This is a genomic window from Amycolatopsis sp. NPDC104819, from assembly GCF_055583145.1.
The window spans coordinates 216,296-234,600 of record NZ_JBVJON010000004.1 but is presented as its reverse complement, the minus strand read 5'-3'; the positions used below and the strand labels follow the sequence as shown (position 1 = coordinate 234,600).

General features: G+C 68.0%; 14 protein-coding genes. 9 read left to right on the top strand and 5 right to left on the bottom strand.

What is annotated here, in order from left to right:
• Positions 1-25: 25 nt before the first annotated feature.
• The 3 genes from ACZ63E_RS13860 (at position 26) to ACZ63E_RS13850 (ending at position 4,218) form a co-directional block, all read left to right on the top strand.
• Positions 26-1,228, top strand: a complete 1,203-nt coding sequence (locus ACZ63E_RS13860) for a TetR/AcrR family transcriptional regulator (RefSeq protein ID WP_465336290.1) — start codon at positions 26-28, stop codon at positions 1,226-1,228.
• A 981-nt stretch (positions 1,229-2,209) separates the two neighbouring features.
• Positions 2,210-2,407, top strand: coding sequence for a hypothetical protein (locus ACZ63E_RS13855; RefSeq protein ID WP_465336289.1), 198 nt, complete (start codon positions 2,210-2,212; stop codon positions 2,405-2,407).
• Positions 2,408-2,409: 2 nt separating this feature from the next.
• Positions 2,410-4,218 (top strand): HEXXH motif domain-containing protein, encoded by a 1,809-nt coding sequence (locus ACZ63E_RS13850; protein WP_465336288.1) that lies wholly within the window; start codon positions 2,410-2,412, stop codon positions 4,216-4,218.
• Between the two features lie 5 nt (positions 4,219-4,223).
• On the opposite strand, the gene fxsT is transcribed toward ACZ63E_RS13850, so the two are convergent.
• The 4 genes from fxsT to ACZ63E_RS13830 all read right to left on the bottom strand — a co-directional run bounded on the left by fxsT (position 4,224) and on the right by ACZ63E_RS13830 (position 12,283).
• Positions 4,224-8,618: an FxSxx-COOH system tetratricopeptide repeat protein gene (gene fxsT, locus ACZ63E_RS13845; RefSeq protein ID WP_465336287.1), complete on the bottom strand. Its 4,395-nt coding sequence runs from the start codon at positions 8,616-8,618 to the stop codon at positions 4,224-4,226.
• 1 nt (position 8,619) lies between these two features.
• Positions 8,620-9,678, bottom strand: coding sequence for an AAA family ATPase (locus ACZ63E_RS13840; protein WP_465336286.1), 1,059 nt, complete (start codon positions 9,676-9,678; stop codon positions 8,620-8,622).
• Positions 9,656-11,149, bottom strand: a complete 1,494-nt coding sequence (locus ACZ63E_RS13835) for a VMAP-C domain-containing protein (protein WP_465336285.1) — start codon at positions 11,147-11,149, stop codon at positions 9,656-9,658. The genes ACZ63E_RS13840 and ACZ63E_RS13835 overlap by 23 nt, the downstream gene beginning before the upstream one ends.
• A gap of 93 nt (positions 11,150-11,242) precedes the next feature.
• A complete protein-coding gene (locus ACZ63E_RS13830) occupies positions 11,243-12,283 on the bottom strand; it encodes an effector-associated domain 2-containing protein (RefSeq protein WP_465336284.1) in 1,041 nt (346 codons plus the stop codon).
• Between ACZ63E_RS13830 and ACZ63E_RS13825 the strand changes: the two genes are divergently transcribed.
• From ACZ63E_RS13825 to ACZ63E_RS13800, 6 genes are all read left to right on the top strand, one after another.
• Positions 12,276-13,481: a low temperature requirement protein A gene (locus ACZ63E_RS13825; protein ID WP_465336283.1), complete on the top strand. Its 1,206-nt coding sequence runs from the start codon at positions 12,276-12,278 to the stop codon at positions 13,479-13,481. The genes ACZ63E_RS13830 and ACZ63E_RS13825 overlap by 8 nt on opposite strands.
• A gap of 100 nt (positions 13,482-13,581) precedes the next feature.
• Positions 13,582-14,877, top strand: coding sequence for an acyl-CoA dehydrogenase family protein (locus tag ACZ63E_RS13820; RefSeq protein WP_465336713.1), 1,296 nt, complete (start codon positions 13,582-13,584; stop codon positions 14,875-14,877).
• Between the two features lie 22 nt (positions 14,878-14,899).
• Entirely contained in the window at positions 14,900-16,102 is a 1,203-nt protein-coding gene (locus ACZ63E_RS13815; RefSeq protein ID WP_465336282.1) for an acyl-CoA dehydrogenase family protein, read from the top strand.
• Positions 16,103-16,149: 47 nt separating this feature from the next.
• A complete protein-coding gene (locus tag ACZ63E_RS13810; protein ID WP_465336281.1) occupies positions 16,150-16,365 on the top strand; it encodes a hypothetical protein in 216 nt (71 codons plus the stop codon).
• 93 nt (positions 16,366-16,458) lie between these two features.
• A complete protein-coding gene (locus ACZ63E_RS13805) occupies positions 16,459-17,067 on the top strand; it encodes an N-acetylmuramoyl-L-alanine amidase (protein ID WP_465336280.1) in 609 nt (202 codons plus the stop codon).
• Positions 17,068-17,244 carry a hypothetical protein gene (locus ACZ63E_RS13800; protein WP_465336279.1) on the top strand — a complete coding sequence of 59 codons (177 nt, stop codon included), beginning with the start codon at positions 17,068-17,070 and terminating at the stop codon, positions 17,242-17,244.
• Here ACZ63E_RS13800 and ACZ63E_RS13795 read toward each other — a convergent pair.
• A complete protein-coding gene (locus ACZ63E_RS13795) occupies positions 17,233-18,294 on the bottom strand; it encodes an alpha/beta fold hydrolase (RefSeq protein WP_465336278.1) in 1,062 nt (353 codons plus the stop codon). The two genes, ACZ63E_RS13800 and ACZ63E_RS13795, sit on opposite strands and share 12 nt — an antisense overlap.
• Positions 18,295-18,305 lie beyond the last annotated feature (11 nt).

Here is an 18,305-nt window from a genome sequence, read left to right as displayed (position 1 = left end):
CGTTAGCCGCTATCGTTCACTCACCATGACCGAAGCCCGCAATGCGCGCCCCCGCGACCGCAAGGCCCAGCTGGCCGCGGTGGCGGCGGAGCTGTTCCGCGCCCGCGGCTTCCCCGGAGTCGGCATCAAGGACATAGCGGACGCGGCGGGCGTCACCGGGCCGGCGCTGTACCGCCACTTCGCGGACAAGCAGGCGATCCTGGCGTACGTCGTCCTCAGCGGATTTGAAGACCTGGAGGCGGCGACGGCGGAGGCGCTGTCGGACTCCGTTTCGCCCGCTGACCAGCTGGAATCACTTCTGGGCCGGCTGGCGACGCAGGCCGTCGAACGTCGCGAGATCGCCGCGCTGTGGCGCTGGGAAGGGCGTCATCTCCCGAAGGAGGACCAGCGGGAGATCGCCCGCCGGTCGACGCTCGCGCTGACAGCGTGGTCGAAGGCGCTGCAGGTCCGGCGCCCCGATCTGCCGGGCGAGGACGCGGAGCTGCTCTGCTGGGCGGCACTGTCCGTGTTCGGCAGTGTGTCGGTCCACCACACGTCAGTGGCGCGCCGCCGCTTCGCCCAGTTGCTCGTCGAACTGGCCCTGGGTGTGCTCGACACCACACTCCCGCCGCCGGCAGTGTCGGAGCCGCCGTTGTCGCGTCTCGGCACCCCGTCCCGCCGCGAGCAGGTCCTGGCGGAGGCGACAACGCTGTTCGCCCAGCGCGGCTTCCACGACGTGAGCATGGAGGACATCGGAGCAGCGGCGGGCATTGCGGGCCCCAGCGTGTACCGCCACTTCCCGAGCAAGGCGGCCCTGATGGTCGCAATCGGACATCGCGCGGCAGACAGGTTGGCGTTGGCGGCCGAGCGAGCGCTGCAGGCCCCGGACGAGCACACGGCCCTGCGCCGCTTGGCTGCGTCGTACGTGCACACGATTCTGCACACGCCGGAGCTGCTGGTGTCGTTCTCGGCGGACCGCGTGACGATGCCGGACCGCGACAAGGCGGACCTGCTGCGGGTGCAGCGGGACTACGTGGCCCAGTGGGTGACGCTGCTGTCGGAGGTGCGCCCTGCACTCCCCCCGCGCGAAGCGAAGATCACCGTGCACGCGGCGTTAACGATCGCTAACGACCTGGCCCGGACCCGGCGAGTGGCGGCCCGGCCGAACTTCGAAGCGGAACTCACGACACTGCTGCAAGCTGTCCTGGACGTCACGAGAGTACAAGAACGGGCAACCCGAAAGAGCTGAAGAAGGTCGGAATCAGTCGATCTGAACTGGGCTCCTTGAGCCAAGCCCATCATTCGATGCAGCAGCGCGACACGGCCACTTGGGTGATGGCGCCGATCCGGTCCGAGCGATGATTGACCTGCGGTTTTCTTGGGCGGAGTGTGGATGCAGATCTCGGCGGAGTGGTGTGCCCGACCGGCCGGCGTCCGCAGGTCGCGGGACGCGGGACGCGGAAGAGGCTTCGGGCAGCACCGGCGAGCCCAGAGCAGAACCTGTCGGCGATGGCCGGGAACTCCCGCGTCCTCGCCGAAACGCGGTGTTGCCCGAGTGCCACAGATCCACCGTCGCTCCGCGGTGGGGTGCCTTGGGTTTCATCTGGTCACCGCGACCCGATCACACCGGTAGCGTCGCGGAACCAGGGCAGCCCCAGGACCGCCTGCCGGTACCGGGGACGACGCCCACGCTGCGCGGCGGGTGCCTCGTCGTCGGCGTTCACATCTGTGATGAACAATGCCACGTCGAAACGTGGCGCCATAGGTGATCACGTAGGACCGCCGGCAGTGGGTCCGATCTTCACCAATCCGGTCTCACCAGGGCTCCATGCCTCATCTCGGGCCAACACGCACTCCCACCCAGCACTCCGAACTGTGCATGTCTCGCGCATTACGAGCGACAATCGGAGGTAGCACCATGGAGCGCACCGGCGTGAGTGTCCAGCGGGCTCTCGGGCGACGCAGCCTGCGGCAGACCGCGACGTCGATTGGCGGATCCGTCGCATCAACCTCCGAAACCCGCTTGAGGGATCCGCACCAGGTCGGGGATGGCGTCCGGTGAAGAGTCGTCCGATCGTGGCAGACCCACGGCTTCCTGCAGGCCGTGAGGATCAGCCCGACCGGCCTCGCCTGATCGGCGCACGGCGTCCGTCCCTGTCGCAATCGCGCAAAATGCGGGACAATCAAGGTGGGCCGACGGGGTCCGCTCTCCCTGAGGAAGGGGAAAAGCGTGATGCAGGCAGCTCGTACCGGCACAGATGAAGGAATCGAATCGGAACTCATAGATCTTGGCGCGGTCCCGCTGTCGAAGCTGCGCACCCTGGACGGCAACGAATTGCGCAACGCGCTACGGCATGCCGTGGAACGAGTTTCCTACATCCCTGTGACCGCAAGCGACGGCTCCAACGGCGCGGAACGCGTCGACTGACAGTGATCACCAGCGAGCTGTTCCCCCACCGCATCTCGTGGAGCGATTTCGACGCACTCGCACGTGGCAGCGGTGATCCGCAGCCGGTGCGGCGGCTTCGTGCGGCCGAGCGGAGCAGGCGGCTGCTTCTCCTGCGAGGAATAATCGACCTGGCTGCGAAAACGCCGGAACTGTCCGGACCGCTTCCGCCCGCCGAATCGGCGTGGGAGTTGCTGGCTCGTGTTCAGGAAGCAGCCCCCGCCGCCGTCGAATCCATTCTCGCCCATCCCTATACCGGAAGCTGGGCCGGCTACACCACCCGGTTGTGCCGTCAGGATGTGACCGGTGTCTGCCCGTTGTGGGTCCACCTCGGCCACGTGCACTGCCTGGCCGCCGCGGCCGCGATCCTCGGCGGGGTCGTGTTCGAGACGGAGCTCCCGGTTTGGCAGGGCAGTGCGGCGTTACCGCTCCTCGGGACCATCCGGCTTCGCAGTGCAGAAACCTTTGGCGTGGTTCGGGTCTGCACCGAAAACGGCCGCATCGTGGTCCGGCACCGGCACGCCGAGATCACGTTGCCGGCCGATTTGAGTTGCGAAACCGTGAGCTGGCTACCGGTCCGCCGCATAGCTAGCTGGCACGCCCACCGCCGGCTTCACCTTCGGCTCGACGACCTCGACCCGTATCGGGGGCTCTACGAACCGGTACCGCCCAGACGACTCACGCCGCTGGAGGTCGAATCGTGGCGGACGGTTGTCGACGGCGCGTGGCAGCTGCTGAGTACCTGCACGCCCGGTATCGCCGATGCGATGCCATGGGGCCTCGAGTCGTTGGTGCCCATGCCGGCAGTGGCTTTCCGGCTGCCGAGCGCATCGACGGGCGAGGCGTTCGGCAGTGCGATCGTCGCGTACGGTGAAGATCCGGCGCAGCTGGCCGCCGCACTCGTGCACGAGTTCCACCACATACGGCTTGGCGGCATCCAGCACCTGGCGACCCTGCACGTCGATGACCCTCGCGAACGGCTATACGTGCCATGGCGGGCCGATCCTCGGCCAATCGGTGGAGTTCTGCAAGGGATCTACGCCTTCTTCGGCGTCACCACGTTCTGGCGGGCGCTGGCTGCGGCCCAGGCGGACAACGCCCTGGCGGCCTTCGAGTTCGCCCTCTGGCGAGCTGCCACCTGGCGCACTCTGTGCGCAGTGCGCCACGACGAAAGCGTCACTCCGAGCGGACGCAGGTTCCTCGACGGCATCGCGACCGAGCTGGGACCATGGCAGGACGAACCGGTTCTCTCCGAACCCGGCACCTGGGCGGTGAAGGCCGCCATCGATCACTACGCAACCTGGCGCCTCCGTCACCTCCGCCCCGACAGCGGGACGGTTTCGGCACTCGCGGAAGCTTGGCGCCGCGGCGAACCGTGGCCCAAGATCAATGAACCGCCTGAACCACGCACTCCCACCCCGGTCCAAGACGGATGCTGGACCGACGCACGGACTGACCTGCTTCGTCTGCGGTTCAACCGTGAAACGACCGCCCTCGGCGAGCACGGCCCCGAAGTTCCCGGAGTCACCAGCGCCGACCTCGCACTGGTGACTTCCCAAACCGACTCGGCGCTGACCTCTTACCGGAACACACTGGCGGTGGACCCTGACATCCCCGCGGCGATAGTCGGACTCGGGCTGGCGCTGATGGCCCGCGGTACGGGACCCGCGGCTCGCGCTTTACTGCACCGCCCTGAACTGGTCCGAGCCGTGCACCGGCTAGTGCGCGCGAGCACCGATCACATTCCGACGGTCGAAGCCGTCGCGGGGTGGCTCGGCCGCTTCACCAACTGAACTCGTTACAGTGGTGTCGGATCGATATCGCAGTCCGCACGAACTCGTTGTGACGCCGCGACCGTACCCGGGTGCGTCTCGCCCAGGACCTGCCGATAGCGACTGATCACATCTTCATAAAGTTCGTCCGCTTCACCGGTCCGTCCAAGCGCCCCTAGATCCAGAGAGTAATTGAGCTGGACAGCCAGTGTGGTCGGGTGGTCCAGGCCGAACACCCGGCGCGCACGCTCCAGCAGCTCCGCATCGCGTTGCGCGGCCTCGTCGACGCGATCCAGCGCGGCGAGGTCGCTGGCGACTCCCACAGCGCACACAATGGTGTACGGGCTGTCCTCGCCCAGCTGCTCCCGGAACCCTTCGAGCGATCGTTCGTCCAGTACACGGGCTCCCGACGGGTCGCCGGAAAGGCGCAACGTGACGCCAAGGTCCAGCGCCGCGGCCAGCGTATGAGGATGCTTTTCGCCCAAGCTCTCACGATAAAGATCGAAGACCTCTTCACCCAGCTCGCGGGCTTTCGTGAAATCGTGGGTGTGCCGGAGATCGATCGAGTGTCCGAGCGCACAAGCCAGCGCGTTCGGATGTTTGTCGCCGTAACGGATCCGGAAGCGGCGGAGAGCGTCCTCGGAGATCCGACGGGCCTCCTCGTGGTCGCCGTCCTTCCGGCATGCCACCGCCAGGTGGTTCTTGCGCCGAAGAGTACTGACGTTGTCCTCACCGTAGAACTGCGTGACGCGGTCGGTGATCTTTTGCTGCTCGATCCTCGCCCACGGGTAGTCACCCAGCTCGCGCCGGGCGATGACCATGAGGACCTGCGTTCCCACCGTCAGGGCATTGTCGTACCCGAAGACTTCCACTCGCCGGCGGTAGGTCTCGGACGCGAGATCGTTCGCCGTCCGATAGTCGCCGACCAAGAGCAGTGCGACCACATAGTCGTGCGCCGCGCCCAAAGTGAGCGGTTCATCCTTGCCGAAGAGGTTGCGTGTCTTGAGATAGATCTCTTCGTTGAGCCGGGCTGCCTCGACAAAATCGCCCCGCGCTTTCAGGATGACCGCGTAGGTCAGCTCGGCGTTGAGCGTCTCTTCCCGGTCCTGGCCGATGAGCCTCTTGTAGCGGTCTCGAGTGTCTTCGATGGTCCTTGCCGCTTCGGCATAACGGCCGACCGTCCATTGGAAGAAGGCCAGCCGCTCGGATGCCTCCAGCTCTTGCAACGGAGGTTCCTCGATCAATGCCTCGCCACGGCTCTGCCGTTCCGAGCGGTCCCTTGCCCACTCTTCGACTGCTCGCCCGGCGAGGGCGACCGCGCCGTCGTGGTCGCCCCAATGGTAGAGGAACTTCGTCAGGTTGATCACCAGCTGGCGGACCCACTTGTCCGTGCATTCGATCAGCTCGGCGTCGTAGATGTGCGGCAGCACTTCCTGGTAGCGCTGCCACTGCCGCGGCGAAGCAGGGTCGTTCGGATCCAGGTTGGCCAGCAGCTTGTGCGCGCCGTGACGCATCTCGCGTCGCCCTTGTTCGGTCATACGATTGCGCAGAACCAGCTGTACCAGGCGGTGCAGGAGAATGGTGTCGGTTCGGTGGTCGATCTTCGCCAGGCCGAAGCGGTTGATGTCGCGGACCGCCCGTCCGAGTTTGATCGGGTCGCCCAGGGCGGTGTCCAGCTCAGGCGACACCGTGAGGCCACGGACGCCCGTGAACAGGCTGCGAGACACCGGTTCGGGAGCGAAGAACGCGCACACCTGGAGCAGCTGGTGAGCGGCGGGACTGCTCACGCTCAGCTGGTCGAACGACACGTTCCACGCCGCCGCCACGGAAGTTTCGTAGTCCTGCGGGTTCGATGTATCGAGGATCTCGGCAACTTTCTCGTCGAACAGGCGCAGGTACTCCCCGGCCGTCATTCCGGTTTCGGCCAGCCACGCCGCCGCCTGCTCGATGGCGAGCGGCAGGTCACCCAGCTTGTCGGAGATGCGGTCCGCGTCGGCGTCGTCCAGCTGGGGCCCGCGCCTGCTCAGCAGCATCTTGCTTTCGCTTCGTTCGAATACCGCCACCTCGAGCGGGCGGGCGACACCGGCCCAGTTCGGGTTCCGGGATGTCACCAGGATGTCGCCCGGGCCGCCGACCGGGAAGAACGGGCGGACCATTTCCGGATCTTCAGCCGAGTCGAATACCAGTAGCCAACGCCGGTAAGGCCGGCCGAGGCGCAAAGCTTCCTTCACTGCGGGCACAGCAGTGATCGCTTCGTCGGCTCCCGGCAGGCGGAGGTGCTGGGCCAGTTCGGTCAACGACGCGTTGATCTGGGTCGGCCGGGTGGCCTGGATCCACCACACGATGTCGTAGTCCTGCAAGTGCCGGTAGATGTACTCCGTGGCCATCTGGGTCTTCCCAATGCCGCCCATGCCATGCAGAGTCGCCGGCAGGACCGCCGTCGTGCCGGCGCCCAGCCTTTCACCCAACTGGGACAGCAGTTCGCCGCGACCGGTGAAATTGGGATTGGGAGGGGGAATTGAGCCCCAGATCGGGGGAACCTCTTCACCCGATCGTCGTACTTGCCGGGACGTCGACGCTCCGACACTGGCGACCACGTTCGCCTTCTCGGCCGTCGCCGGATTCTCCTTGCCGGTCCGACCGCGTTGCGCCACATCCCGGCTCTCTCGATCGGCGGCTGCAGGATTGCCGGGAAGATCCGATTGCTCGAGATCGCGGGGCACAGTGGTCACGCGCGCAACGATATCGGTACTGACTCGATCCAGTCGACGGGGGCCCGATAGTTTACCCAAACGGTCCGCTCGGGACAGGTACGGCCCGGATAGAGCACTCATGACGTCCCGCTCGAGCGCTATCTCCGAACTCGTCGCCGTGCCGGGTTCCGGATCCGGCGTCGAGTCCGGATCGACCAGGGCCGCCTGGAGCCTTGCCAGCGCTGGATTCTGCTCACCGACGCGCCGAGCCGCCGCGCGAACCGCATGTGCAGTATCCGACCTTCGCGCTCCGCTGAGCAAGACCCTTCTGGTGTGGCCGGAAAATTCCCATGGAGTCGTCCGGTCCCACGGTTGCCGGCTTCCTTCGTGCCGGAGCAGCCCGCTGGTGAATACCTCGACCAGGTGATCCGGACCCGACCCGGGGAGCATTTCCTCCTGCACCGCGGCGGCGACGTCAATGTCCACCGGAACCGCGGCCAAAAGCGTGACCAGGCGAAATGCCGAGGGTGATGCTTGACTGTGAAAATCTCTCACTCGGCTCTGTGCGGCAATCTCGCTTTCCGGCTGCTCGAGAACATCACTTTCCCCGGGGGCGGATACCGGCGGTTGATCGCGGATCACCACGACCGAACATCGGCGTGGCCGCTCCTCCCTTCCGGTGACGACCTCCGCCCATCTGCGGAACCAGCGTTCTTCCAGTTCGAGCACCGGCACCGCGACCGCATCGCCGGTCAGCTCCGCCTGGCCCGGATCTTCGAACAGGTCCGTCAGGCGCACCCGGTACGAGTCGTTGGGCAGCACGGGGCCTTTGGTGGTGATTTCGGCGCTCTGCGCATCTACGCCGCCCCGGCCCCAGAGGCGTCTCGGCAGAAGGTGCACGATCGCCACCGGGACTTTGCGGCCCCAGCGGGCGATCAGCGGCTGGATCAGGTCCCGGTGCCAGGCGTCGCTGATTCCGTCGGTCAGCACCAGCATCAAGCGCCGTCCGGACGTGTCGACAGGCTCGCCCGGACCGCGCGCGGGGCTGTCCGGAGTTCCGCCGCGCAACACCGGCCCCAGGACCAGGCCACCCTCGGCGCGGCCGGCTTTGCCTGTCTCCAGCAGCCGCACCTGAACGGATCTGAAGATCCCGAGCCGCCGCTGGCAAAGCGTCACGAATGCCGTCACGGTCGGAGCCCACAGCGCCATCGACGGCGCTTGCTCGACCACCAGCGTCAAGTCCAGCCACGGCAGCCGCTTCCGCTTGGTGACCGGGCTCCACACTCCCGCTTCCACGCTGTCCTCGGCGGTCCGCTCCTCGTCGAGTTCGACGTCTTCCGGGTGTGTCGAAGGCACCTTGCGCTTGAACCCTCGGAACGCCCGTACGAGACGGCCGATGTCAGGCAACGGAGACGGAGCCGCAGGGTATGACGTTCCTTCGCCTCCCAGCAGGCCACCAGCGCCCGCGTTGCCGACGGCCGGAATCTCCGGCACCGGGCGCTCACCAGCGCTCTCCGGCTTGTCATCGGAGAGAGGGACATCGGCGAGAACAGACGACTCGGGACGGCGAGGGGAGACGGGAAGCGGAGCTTCGAGATGGTTCGGAGACGCCGGCGGTTCGACCGGCGGGATCGCCTCGGTTGCGGTCGCCGCGATGGCCGCCATCAGCCACAGCCCGTCGGCAATCTCATCGGGCGTCAGCTCGTGGGGCTCCGGTCCGCCCGGCATTTCAGTGGCCCTGCTGGTTCAGCTGTTGCCACAGTGACTCGACCAGTCCCGGCCAGCCCGGGTCGTCGGGCTGGTAGGCCCCGGAGGTCGCCAGGAAGATCGCGTCGAGCAGCTTGTCCGACGGCAAGCCGCCGAGCGCGGTGCGCCGAGCGACGAAGTCCTCGATCAGCACTCCCCGGTGTCGCGGGTCAAGTGCATGGGCTGCGACGATGGCGGCGAGCTGAGCCGGATCCGGGTCCTTCATGTCCAGACGCAGGCATCGCCGCAGGAACGCGGGCGGGAAATCCCGCTCCCCGTTGCTGGTGATCACGACAACCGGGAACGCCGAACACCGGACGACACCGTTCTCGATCTGCGCGGTATACCCAGGATCGGCCGTGAACACCTCGGCCACCGGCGAGCGACGGGCATCGCGCGCGAGCTCCGGGATCAGGAACTCGCCGTCCTCGAAGATCGACAGCAGGTCGTGGGGCAGATCGGACTCGGCCTTGTCGAGCTCGTCCACCAGCAACACACGCGGCAGGCGCCGCGGCAGGAACGCCGTTCCCAGTTCGCGCAGACGGACAAAGTCGCCGATCGGCGCTTCCTCGCCGCTGCCATCGCCAGGACCGGCGTGGCGAGCGGCCGAGGCCTGCACCCTTCCGATGGCATCGTAGTCGTAGAGCCCGGATTTCAGGGTCGTCTGCGAAGTGACCGACCAGCGCAGCACGCGTCCCAGCCGCAACTCGCGTGAAATCCGGTAGGCCAGGCTGGACTTACCGCTGCCGGGTTTCCCGGTCACCAGCAGCGGCCGGCGCAGGTACAGCGCGGCGTTGACCATGTCGACTTCCGCACGGTCGGCCTGCCCGGACGTGAAGCTCAGCTCGACACCCAGGCGCCGGTCGGTCTCGGCTTCGTCCTGCGGCACGTCGACCGCGAGCAGCTCGCCGTCGCGCCGGAAGTCGCGCCAAGGCGGTGGCGGCGGTAGCCGGTCGGCCAGGTGCGTGTCCTGTAAAGGGTGGCCTGTGCCGCGGTAGATCCACCACTCCGGCACACGGTCAGGAAGCTCTGTCGTGCTCATCCGCACCCCCTTCCCCGACCGGATCGGTTCCGCCGCCGTCCAGGGGGAGCGTGCGGTTCGGGTCATCCCACAGCACTACCAAATCGCCGACGATGCCGCCGTCCGGGTGCGACGACCGATTTCGCATTGCGTCGATACGGTGCTTCCTGGTCAGCGTCGGCAAGTTTCCCAAATCGTCAGTGTCGGCCAACCAGCTTACCACCTCACGCACGATTTCCGAAGACTTCGCGGGGTGCCAAGCGATGACGGGCATGCCTGCCTGCAATGCAGCGAAAAGCTCGTCCCGGCCCGGAATCGGGCTCGCTGACGGCGCCTCCGTCAGAACGGTCATGAGCCACCGCTCGTCGCTGAGAATCGCGTCGAGGCGGTGATGATCTTCGGTGTCCTCACGGCCACAAAAATACACTCGGTCGAACGAAGGCTCTGCGGTCCATGACGCCCACCTTCGCCGCCATACCCGGTGCAAACGCCGGGACTTCATCCGTTCCAGTGAACGAATTACCGTGGGATATGTCAGATAGAGCGGCCGAGGGGACCCGAAGTCACGCTCCGTGTTCCAGGCATGCACCGGAAGGTCCAGCAATCCGCGCGGAAGCACGAACTCCAGCAGAACTTCGGCGTCACGTTCCGACCACGCCTCTTCCGCGGCGAGGACCACCTCCGCCACTTCCGGCTCCAGTCCGGCGGACGTCGTCGTGACGGTTTGGCCGCGCGGGGGTGGCCACTCGCCTGGCTCGTCCTGCCGCCAGTGGGAAAGTTCGTACCGATCCGGGTCGACGGGATCCTGGTTGATCATGATGGTCAGGTGCAGCCGCCCGGATCCGGCAAGATGCGGTGCGCCGGTCGCACGAAGCCCGTGAAGCGCGTGGTCGAGCCGGAGACGGTGTGCCTGTCCGTCAGCCCACTTGCGGAGCTGCCCGGCCAGTGGCTGGTCGCATTCGTCCGCGATCAGCTCGGCGAACGCCACGACCGGCGGCAATTCTCCGGGCGCAGCGTTGAAGTCCGCAAGACCGACGAAGGCTCCCGCTGCGTCGGTGTAGTGCGGGGCCGGCACGACGAACGGGGCAGCGGCACGCACGGCTGCCCGAAGCCCAGGTGGCGAGAATCCCGCCAGCTGCTGCCGGAACCGCTCCTGCTCCGCCTCTGTTACCACGTCGTGCAGCGGGACGGAATCCACCAAAGCGCAGAATTCCGCGTACTCTTTCGTCCCCGGTCGGAGTAACTCGAGCACATCGGCCAGCACCGCGAGGCCTTCGTCGAGCCCACTGCACTCGTTGACGATTTCGACCAGCTGGGCCCGCGGATCCAACTGGTCCGGCACGGTGAAAGGACTGTCGAATGTTCTCCGCAGCTCCGCGACCATCAACGTCCGGATCGACTTGTCGTCGGCGAAGCCGGCGATCACCAAGACATCGACGAGCGCTCGCCGGATCGCGATGCCGACTTGGGGGCGCCCTTGTCTCGTCGACACCGGCGTACCACCTCCCGCCCCCGCGAAGTGTCCCGAAGATCGCGAGTCTACCTATCCGGCGCTCCGCGAAAAGGGGCAAAAGGCGGACAACTGTTAACGAACTCCAAGCCGTGCACGACTCGCGATCACGACACCGAGGTGGTCGACCTGAGGTGATCCCGGCTCGAAGAGGCGCACGGTGGCGAGCAGTTCCTCGAGACCGCCGTCGTACCGTTCGCACGTCCGCGCCAGCGCGATCACGTGCAGCCGATCTTCCGCCTGGTGGGGAACCGCGTCGGCGATCTCGCGCCGGGCGAGCCCCTGCAGCAGGAGCCGGCGGCTTTCCGCGTCCCGCAAGCACGCCACCGCCAGCATCGCCTCGACGAGGTCCGCGAAGGGGCGCGGACTGGCGACCGATCGCAGTGCCGACACGGCGACCTGTGCGGCCGGGGCACCCAGAAGGCGCAGCCACGCTTCGGTCTTCGTTTCCTTGACAGATACCGGAATCCGGTGATATGCGGCGGCATCGGCAGCCGGGTCCGCTCGGACAACGTCCTGGTAGAACGTGTCCGAGACGATCAGGACCATTACCGCGCCCGACTCCTTCAGCACCTTCTTCGCCGCCGGCTCCTCCAACAGCCGGAACGCGAAGCTGTTCGCGTCGCTGATCGTGCCGTGACTGCCCTGGTAGACCTCGCCCGCGTGCAGCGCCACCCGCAACCGGATGCCCGCCTCCTCCGCGTAGACCGCGTTGTACCGGCGCAGCTCCGCCAGCATCCGGTCCGGCAGCTGCGCCACCAGGTCCGCCTTCGCCACCTCCGGTGGCAGCTGGATCATCGCGCCGTCGCCCGTGTTCTCCACGAACAGCGCGTCCCACGGGATGCCCACCTCGGCGAACGCCGTGCGCATGAGCTTCCAGAACCCCTCGTGAACGACGAGCCGATGAGCTGTCGTGCGTTTGGGGTCGTTGTAGCCGGCGATGTCGACGGCCATGATCGTCTTGTGGTGCGCGGTCGCATAGGGATGCACGACCCACCTCCCCACGTCCCGGTCCCATTGTCCCAGACACATGCACGCCCGGCCATGTTCGCGGACAGCGTTACCGGGAAAGCGGGGCTCCTTGTCCTTGTTTCGTCCATAATTCGGCGTGCCCACGAGACGACTGCACCTGGTGAGCGCGGATGAGGACCACCGCGTCTCGACCATCGAGCTCTTCTTCGACCTGGTCTTCGTCTACGCCATCACCCAGACCACCCAGCTGATGGCCGACCACCTGAGCCCGCTCGGGGTCGGGCAGGGGGTGACCATGCTCGCCGTCCTGTGGTGGTGCTGGTGCTCCTATGCCTGGCTCGGGACCACCATCCACGTCGATCACGGGATCGCGCGGCTGGCGATGTTCGGGGCGATGGCCGTGATGTTCCTCGTCTCGCTCACCATCCCCGAAGCCTTTGTCGACTTCCCCGGTGGGTTGTACGCACCTGTGCTCTTCGTTGTCTGCTACGCGCTCGTGCGGCTGTTGCACCTCGTCGCCTACCTCGGCGCCGCGAAGCACGATCCCGGGTTGCGCAAGGTGCTGCTGCGGATGTTCGTCGGGCTGCTGCCGAGCGTTGTCCTGCTGGGGATCGCCGCCTTCCTGAGCGGGCCGTGGCAGCTCGCGCTGTGGGGCGTCGCGTTGCTGGCCGACTACCTCAACGTCTACTTCGCCGGGCCCGAAGGCTGGCGGCTGAACTCGCCCGCGCACTTCGCCGAGCGGTTCGGGCTGATCGTGATCATCGCGCTCGGGGAGTCGATCGTCGCGATCGGCATCGGGATCGGGGCGCTGCCGATGTCGTGGCTGGTCACCGGGGCCGCGGTGTGCGGGCTCGCGCTGGCCGCCGGGATGTGGTGGACCTACTTCGACGTCGTCGCGCGTGTGTCCGAGCACCGGCTGACGCGGGCGACCGGCGTCGAACGGGCGAAGCTCGCCACGGACTCCTACACCTTCCTGCACCTTCCGCTGATCGCCGGGATCGTGCTCGTCGCCCTCGGCCTGAAGAAGTCCTTCCTCTACATCGCCGACACCGAGCACCACACCCCCGGCGAAGCGCTCCACGGCGTGCCGATCTGGACGCTCACCGGCGGGCTCGCGCTCTACCTGATCGCGCTGAGCGCCCTCCGCAAGCGCAACCTCGGCAGCTGGAACCACCAGCGGCTGGTCGTCGGCGTCCTGCTCGTCGCGGCGACGCCGTTGCTCGAACACGTGCCGGCCGCGGTGCTGCTGCTGATCGTCGCCGCGGTGGTGCTCGGGCTCATCACCTTCGAACGGCTTCAGTTCGCGGAATGGCGCAAGCAGGTGCACGCCGACCACTCGTAAGTGAGCCCACACTGGCGCGCAGCCCGATACCGCGTTAACCTACTCGCGAGTAGGTAACGGGATGGAGGGCCACATGGCTGCGCCAAGGAAACGGGACGCGATGGGCTGGGGCCTTTCCGCGCTGACCCGGCTGGCCGGGAGCAGGGTCGTCGACCGGGCGGGGCTGCGCAAGCCCATCGAAGGCCTGGTCACCGCGGGGACGCGCAACGGCTTCCGCGTCGCCGGCGCGGCGACCCGGTCGTTCAAGTCGGTGCAGAAGCTGGGCAAGCCCGCCCGGCTCACGCCGGCCGCCGACACCGGGCTGTTCGACCTCACGCCGAGTGAGGACCAGCAGCTCATCGTCGAGACGGTCACGGAGTTCGCCGCCGAGCAGCTGCGCCCGGCCGCCGCGGACGCCGACGCCAAGCTCGAAGCGCCCGAAGGACTGCTGAGCCGGGCCGCCGAGCTGGGCATCAGCCTGGTCGGCATCCCCGAGGAGCTCGGCGGGGTCGGCACCGAACGCTCGGTCGTCACCAACGCGCTCGTCGCGGAAGCTCTCGCGCACGGGGACCTCGGCCTGGCCGTGGCGGTGCTCGCGCCGTCCGCGGTCAGCACCGCGCTGGTCAGCTGGGGTGACGAGCAGCAGCAGGCCGACTACCTGCCCGCGTTCGTCGGCGAGAACGTGCCGGCCGCGGCGCTCGCGCTGCAGGAGCAGCGAGCGCTGTACGACCCGTTCAAGCCCGCGACGAAGGCGCGTCGCACGCCGAAGGGCTACCAGCTCGACGGCGTGAAGTCGCTGGTCCCTCGCGCGGCGCAGGCCGAGCTGTTCATCGTCTCGGCCGACCTCGAAGGCCGCGGACCGGCGTTGTTCCTCGTCGAGTCTTCGAACGCCGGAGTGACGATCGAGGGCGAACCGGCGATGGGCCTGCGCGGCGCCGCGACCGGCAAGCTGCACCTGGAGAAGGTGTCCCTGCCCGCGGGCGCACTGCTCGGCGGCGGCAAGCTCGACGTCTTCACCGACCTCGTCCGGCTGTCGCGGCTGGGCTGGGCGGCGCTGGCCGCCGGCACCGCGAAGGCCGTCCTCGACTACGTCGTGCCCTACGTCAACGAGCGCGTCGCGTTCGGCGAGCCGATCAGCCACCGGCAGGCGGTTGCGTTCTCGGTCGCCGACATCGCGATCGAGCTCGAGGGCCTGCGACTGGTGACGCTGCGCGCGGCGGCGCGGGCCGAGCAGGGCAAGCCCTACGCGCGGGAGGTCGCGCTGGCGCGCAAGCTCGCCGTGGACAAGGGCATGCAGATCGGCAGCGCGGGCGTGCAGCTGCTCGGCGGGCACGGCTTCGTCAAGGAGCACCCGGTCGAGCGCTGGTACCGGGACCTGCGGGCCATCGGCGTCATGGAAGGCGCCGTCCTTCTCTAGGCTTTCGCGAAAGGCGTTAACGATGATTAACCTGGAAGCTCCCAAGAAGGCCGGTGCCCTGATCAACCAGGCGTACCAGGCCGCGGCCGAGGTGTTCCGGCCGATCTCGCGCAAGTACGACCGCGCGGAGCACACCTACCCGGCCGAGCTGGACATGTTCGCGGCGCTGCTGGACGGCCTCAACTCCTCCGGCGAGGGCGGCGCGGGCGCGGCGGGCGTGCGGCGTTCGAAGGACGAGAAGGAGAAGGGCAACCGCAACGGCGCGAACCTGAACGTCGTCCTCGGCACGATCGAGATGTGCTGGGGTGACGTCGGCCTGCTGCTGTCGATGCCGCGCCAGGGTCTCGGCAACGCGGCGATCGGCTCGGTCGCGACGGACGAGCAGCTCGAGCGCTTCTCCGGCATGTGGGCGGCGATGGCGATCACCGAGCCCGCGTTCGGCTCGGACTCGGCGGCGGTCGGCACGACGGCCCGCCTCGACGGCGACCACTACGTCCTGAACGGCGAGAAGATCTTCGTGACGTCCGGCGAGCGCGCCGACGCGGTGGTCGTGTGGGCGACGCTCGACAAGACCAAGGGCCGCGCGGCGATCAAGTCGTTCGTGGTGGAGAAGGGCACGCCGGGCTTCGAGGTGGTGCGCGTCGAGCACAAGCTCGGCATCCGCGCCTCCGACACGGCGGTGCTGCGCTTCGAGAATTGCCGCGTCCCGGCGGAGAACCTGCTGGGCACGCCGGAGATCGACACCGCCAAGGGTTTCGCGGGCGTCATGCAGACGTTCGACAACACGCGCCCCCTGGTGGCGGCGATGGCGATCGGCGTGGCCCGGGCGGCGCTGGAGGAGACGCGGCGCATCCTGTCCGAAGCCGGCGTCACGATCGACTACGACCGCCCGGCGAACACCCAGCACGCGGCGGCGGCCGAGTTCCTGCGCCTGGAGGCCGACTACGAGTCGGCGTACCTGCTGACGCTGGAGTCGGCATGGATGGCCGACAACCGCAAGCCGAACTCGCTGCAGGCGTCGATGGCGAAGGCCAAGGCGGGCCGCTCGGTGGTGGAGATCGCGCTGAAGTGCGTCGAGTTAACCGGCGCTTACGGCGAAGAGTCACTGCTCGAGAAGTGGGCGCGGGACGCGAAGATCCTGGACATTTTCGAGGGGACTCAGCAGATTCAGCAGCTGATCGTCGCGAGGCGCATCCTCGGGAAGTCCAGCGCCGAACTGAAATGAGCGGTGGGCGGTCGGCCTCCGGTACTCTCGCGGTCCGGAGGCCGATCGTGACCGAACCCGTCGAGACCCAGGTCGCCATGGTGTACGAGCCCGGCGACGTCACTCCGATCAAGACGCCCGAAGAGTGGGACGCCGAAGGCTGGGACGCCGATCGGCAGCAGCCCAAGACTCTCGAAGAAGCCCGCGCCGCGCTTGCAGCCCGGATCGCCGCCCATGACGCGCCCGAAGCGGACGCCGGCGCCTACGACGCGCTGGAGGGCTGAGCCCTGTACGTCCCCTGGCTCGTCGACGCCGCCCGCAGCACCGGCTATCCCGTAGTCGAGGTCGCCGGGTGGCAGACGCGCGGGCACGGCGGGATGCGCGTCGTCGAAGGGGTGGTCGGGCACCACACCGCCACCGCCGATTCCGCGCCCGGGGACTACCCCTCGCTCGGCATCGTCACCCACGGCCGCCCCGATCTCGCCGGGCCGCTGTGCAACCTCGGGCTCGGCCGCAGCGGGACGATCTACGTTGTCGCCGCCGGGTGCGCGTACCACGCCGGTGCGTCGCAGTGGCTCGGGTTCTACGACCTCAACGACGAGTTCCTCGGCATCGAAGCGGAGTCCGCGGGCGCCGGTGTCTGGACCGAAGCGCAGCTGGACGCCTATCCGAGGCTGGTCGGCGCGCTGCTTCGGTACATGTCTCGCGGCGTCGAGCGCTACGCCGGGCACAAGGACGTCTGCGTTCCGCCCGGCCGCAAGATCGACCCCGTCGGCATCGACACCGCGTGGCTTCGCGAGCGGGCCGCCAACCCGTCGGGCGCCGGGCCCGTCGGACGGGCGGAGGTCGAGATCCTGGAGCGCGTCACCGTCACTCCGCCGGACAACGGCGAGCACATCGTCCGCGTCTTCCTCTCCGGCGGCGCCGGAGCGGCGGTGGTCGTCCGGCCGCGGCTGGGCGGCGACGGCACCGTGCGGCCGATGTGAGTGCCGGGCATCTTGGCGTGGGGCTCGGACCACACGGGCATCGGCCATGACCCCGCGCAAAGAGCGGGCTACGACGCGAAGCTGACGTCGCACCGGCGCTACGAACTGCCCGGCGCGGTGTGGGCCGACGTCCGCTACAGCGCGGCGGAGCCGTTCGAGATCGACCTAGTCGGCTGAGGTCTGGTCGTCGAGGAATTCGTCCAGGTAACGCCACGTCGTGCCGCGGGCCTTGCGGCCGGTCAGCACACCAAGATGACCACCCGGGGCCGTCTTGAAGCGGACCTCGGGCGCCTTGTCCAGCAGCTCCACGACCCGCTCCACCGACGGCCGGGGCGCGATCGTGTCGTTCTCGCCCGCCACCACCAGTGTCGGCACGCGGACCGACGACAGCGAGATGATGCGGCCGTTGAGGTCCACCTTGCCCTCCGCCAGGTCGTTCGTGCGGAACAACCGGTGGTACAGCTGGCCGAACGTGCGGCCCGGGTAGGCGTACATGTTGCTCATGAAGTGGTCGACCGCCTCGATCTGGGCGAGGTAGTCGCGGTCGTCCAGGTGCGAGAGGATCGCGATCGGCTTCGTGATCTCCTTGCTGATGCCCGTCGCGCGGAACACGCGGCTGACCAAATAGGACGGTGCGCCGCCGAACGCCCGGTAGATCGGCGTCAGCAGGTGGCCGCCCGTGAGGTCCACCAGCGGGCGGAACGGCGCGACGATCGGGATCGCCGTGAAGTCCACCGGTGAGCCGATCGCGGTGATCGACGCGATCGGGAGGTCCGGCTGGTCGGCGTTCACCAGCAGCGAGAAGATCCCGCCGAGCGACCACGACACCAGGTGCACGGCCTGCCCGCCGTTGTCGGCGCTGACCTTGCGGATCGCGCGCGGCAGCACCTCGTCGATCCAGTGCTCGATGCCGAGGCGCCGGTCGGAGAAGGCGACCATGCCGTAGTCGACGAGGTAGGCGTTGCGCCCGTCCTCGACCAGGTGCTCGATCAGGCTGCAGCCGCGCCGCAGGTCGAAGCAGATCGCCGGCGCGGCCAGCGGCGGCACCAGCAGCACCGGCGGCCCGGACACCGAGCCGCCGCTGTGCGTCATCCGGTACACCGAGCGGTTGGGGCCCTGGTCGATCAGCACCCGCGGCATCGGGCGCAGGTCGGCGACGCCGCCGTGCAGCACCTTGCCGACCACGTTCGACGCCGCGGCGGCCAGCCGTGCGGGCGGTGAAGCCATTTCTCGGTCCT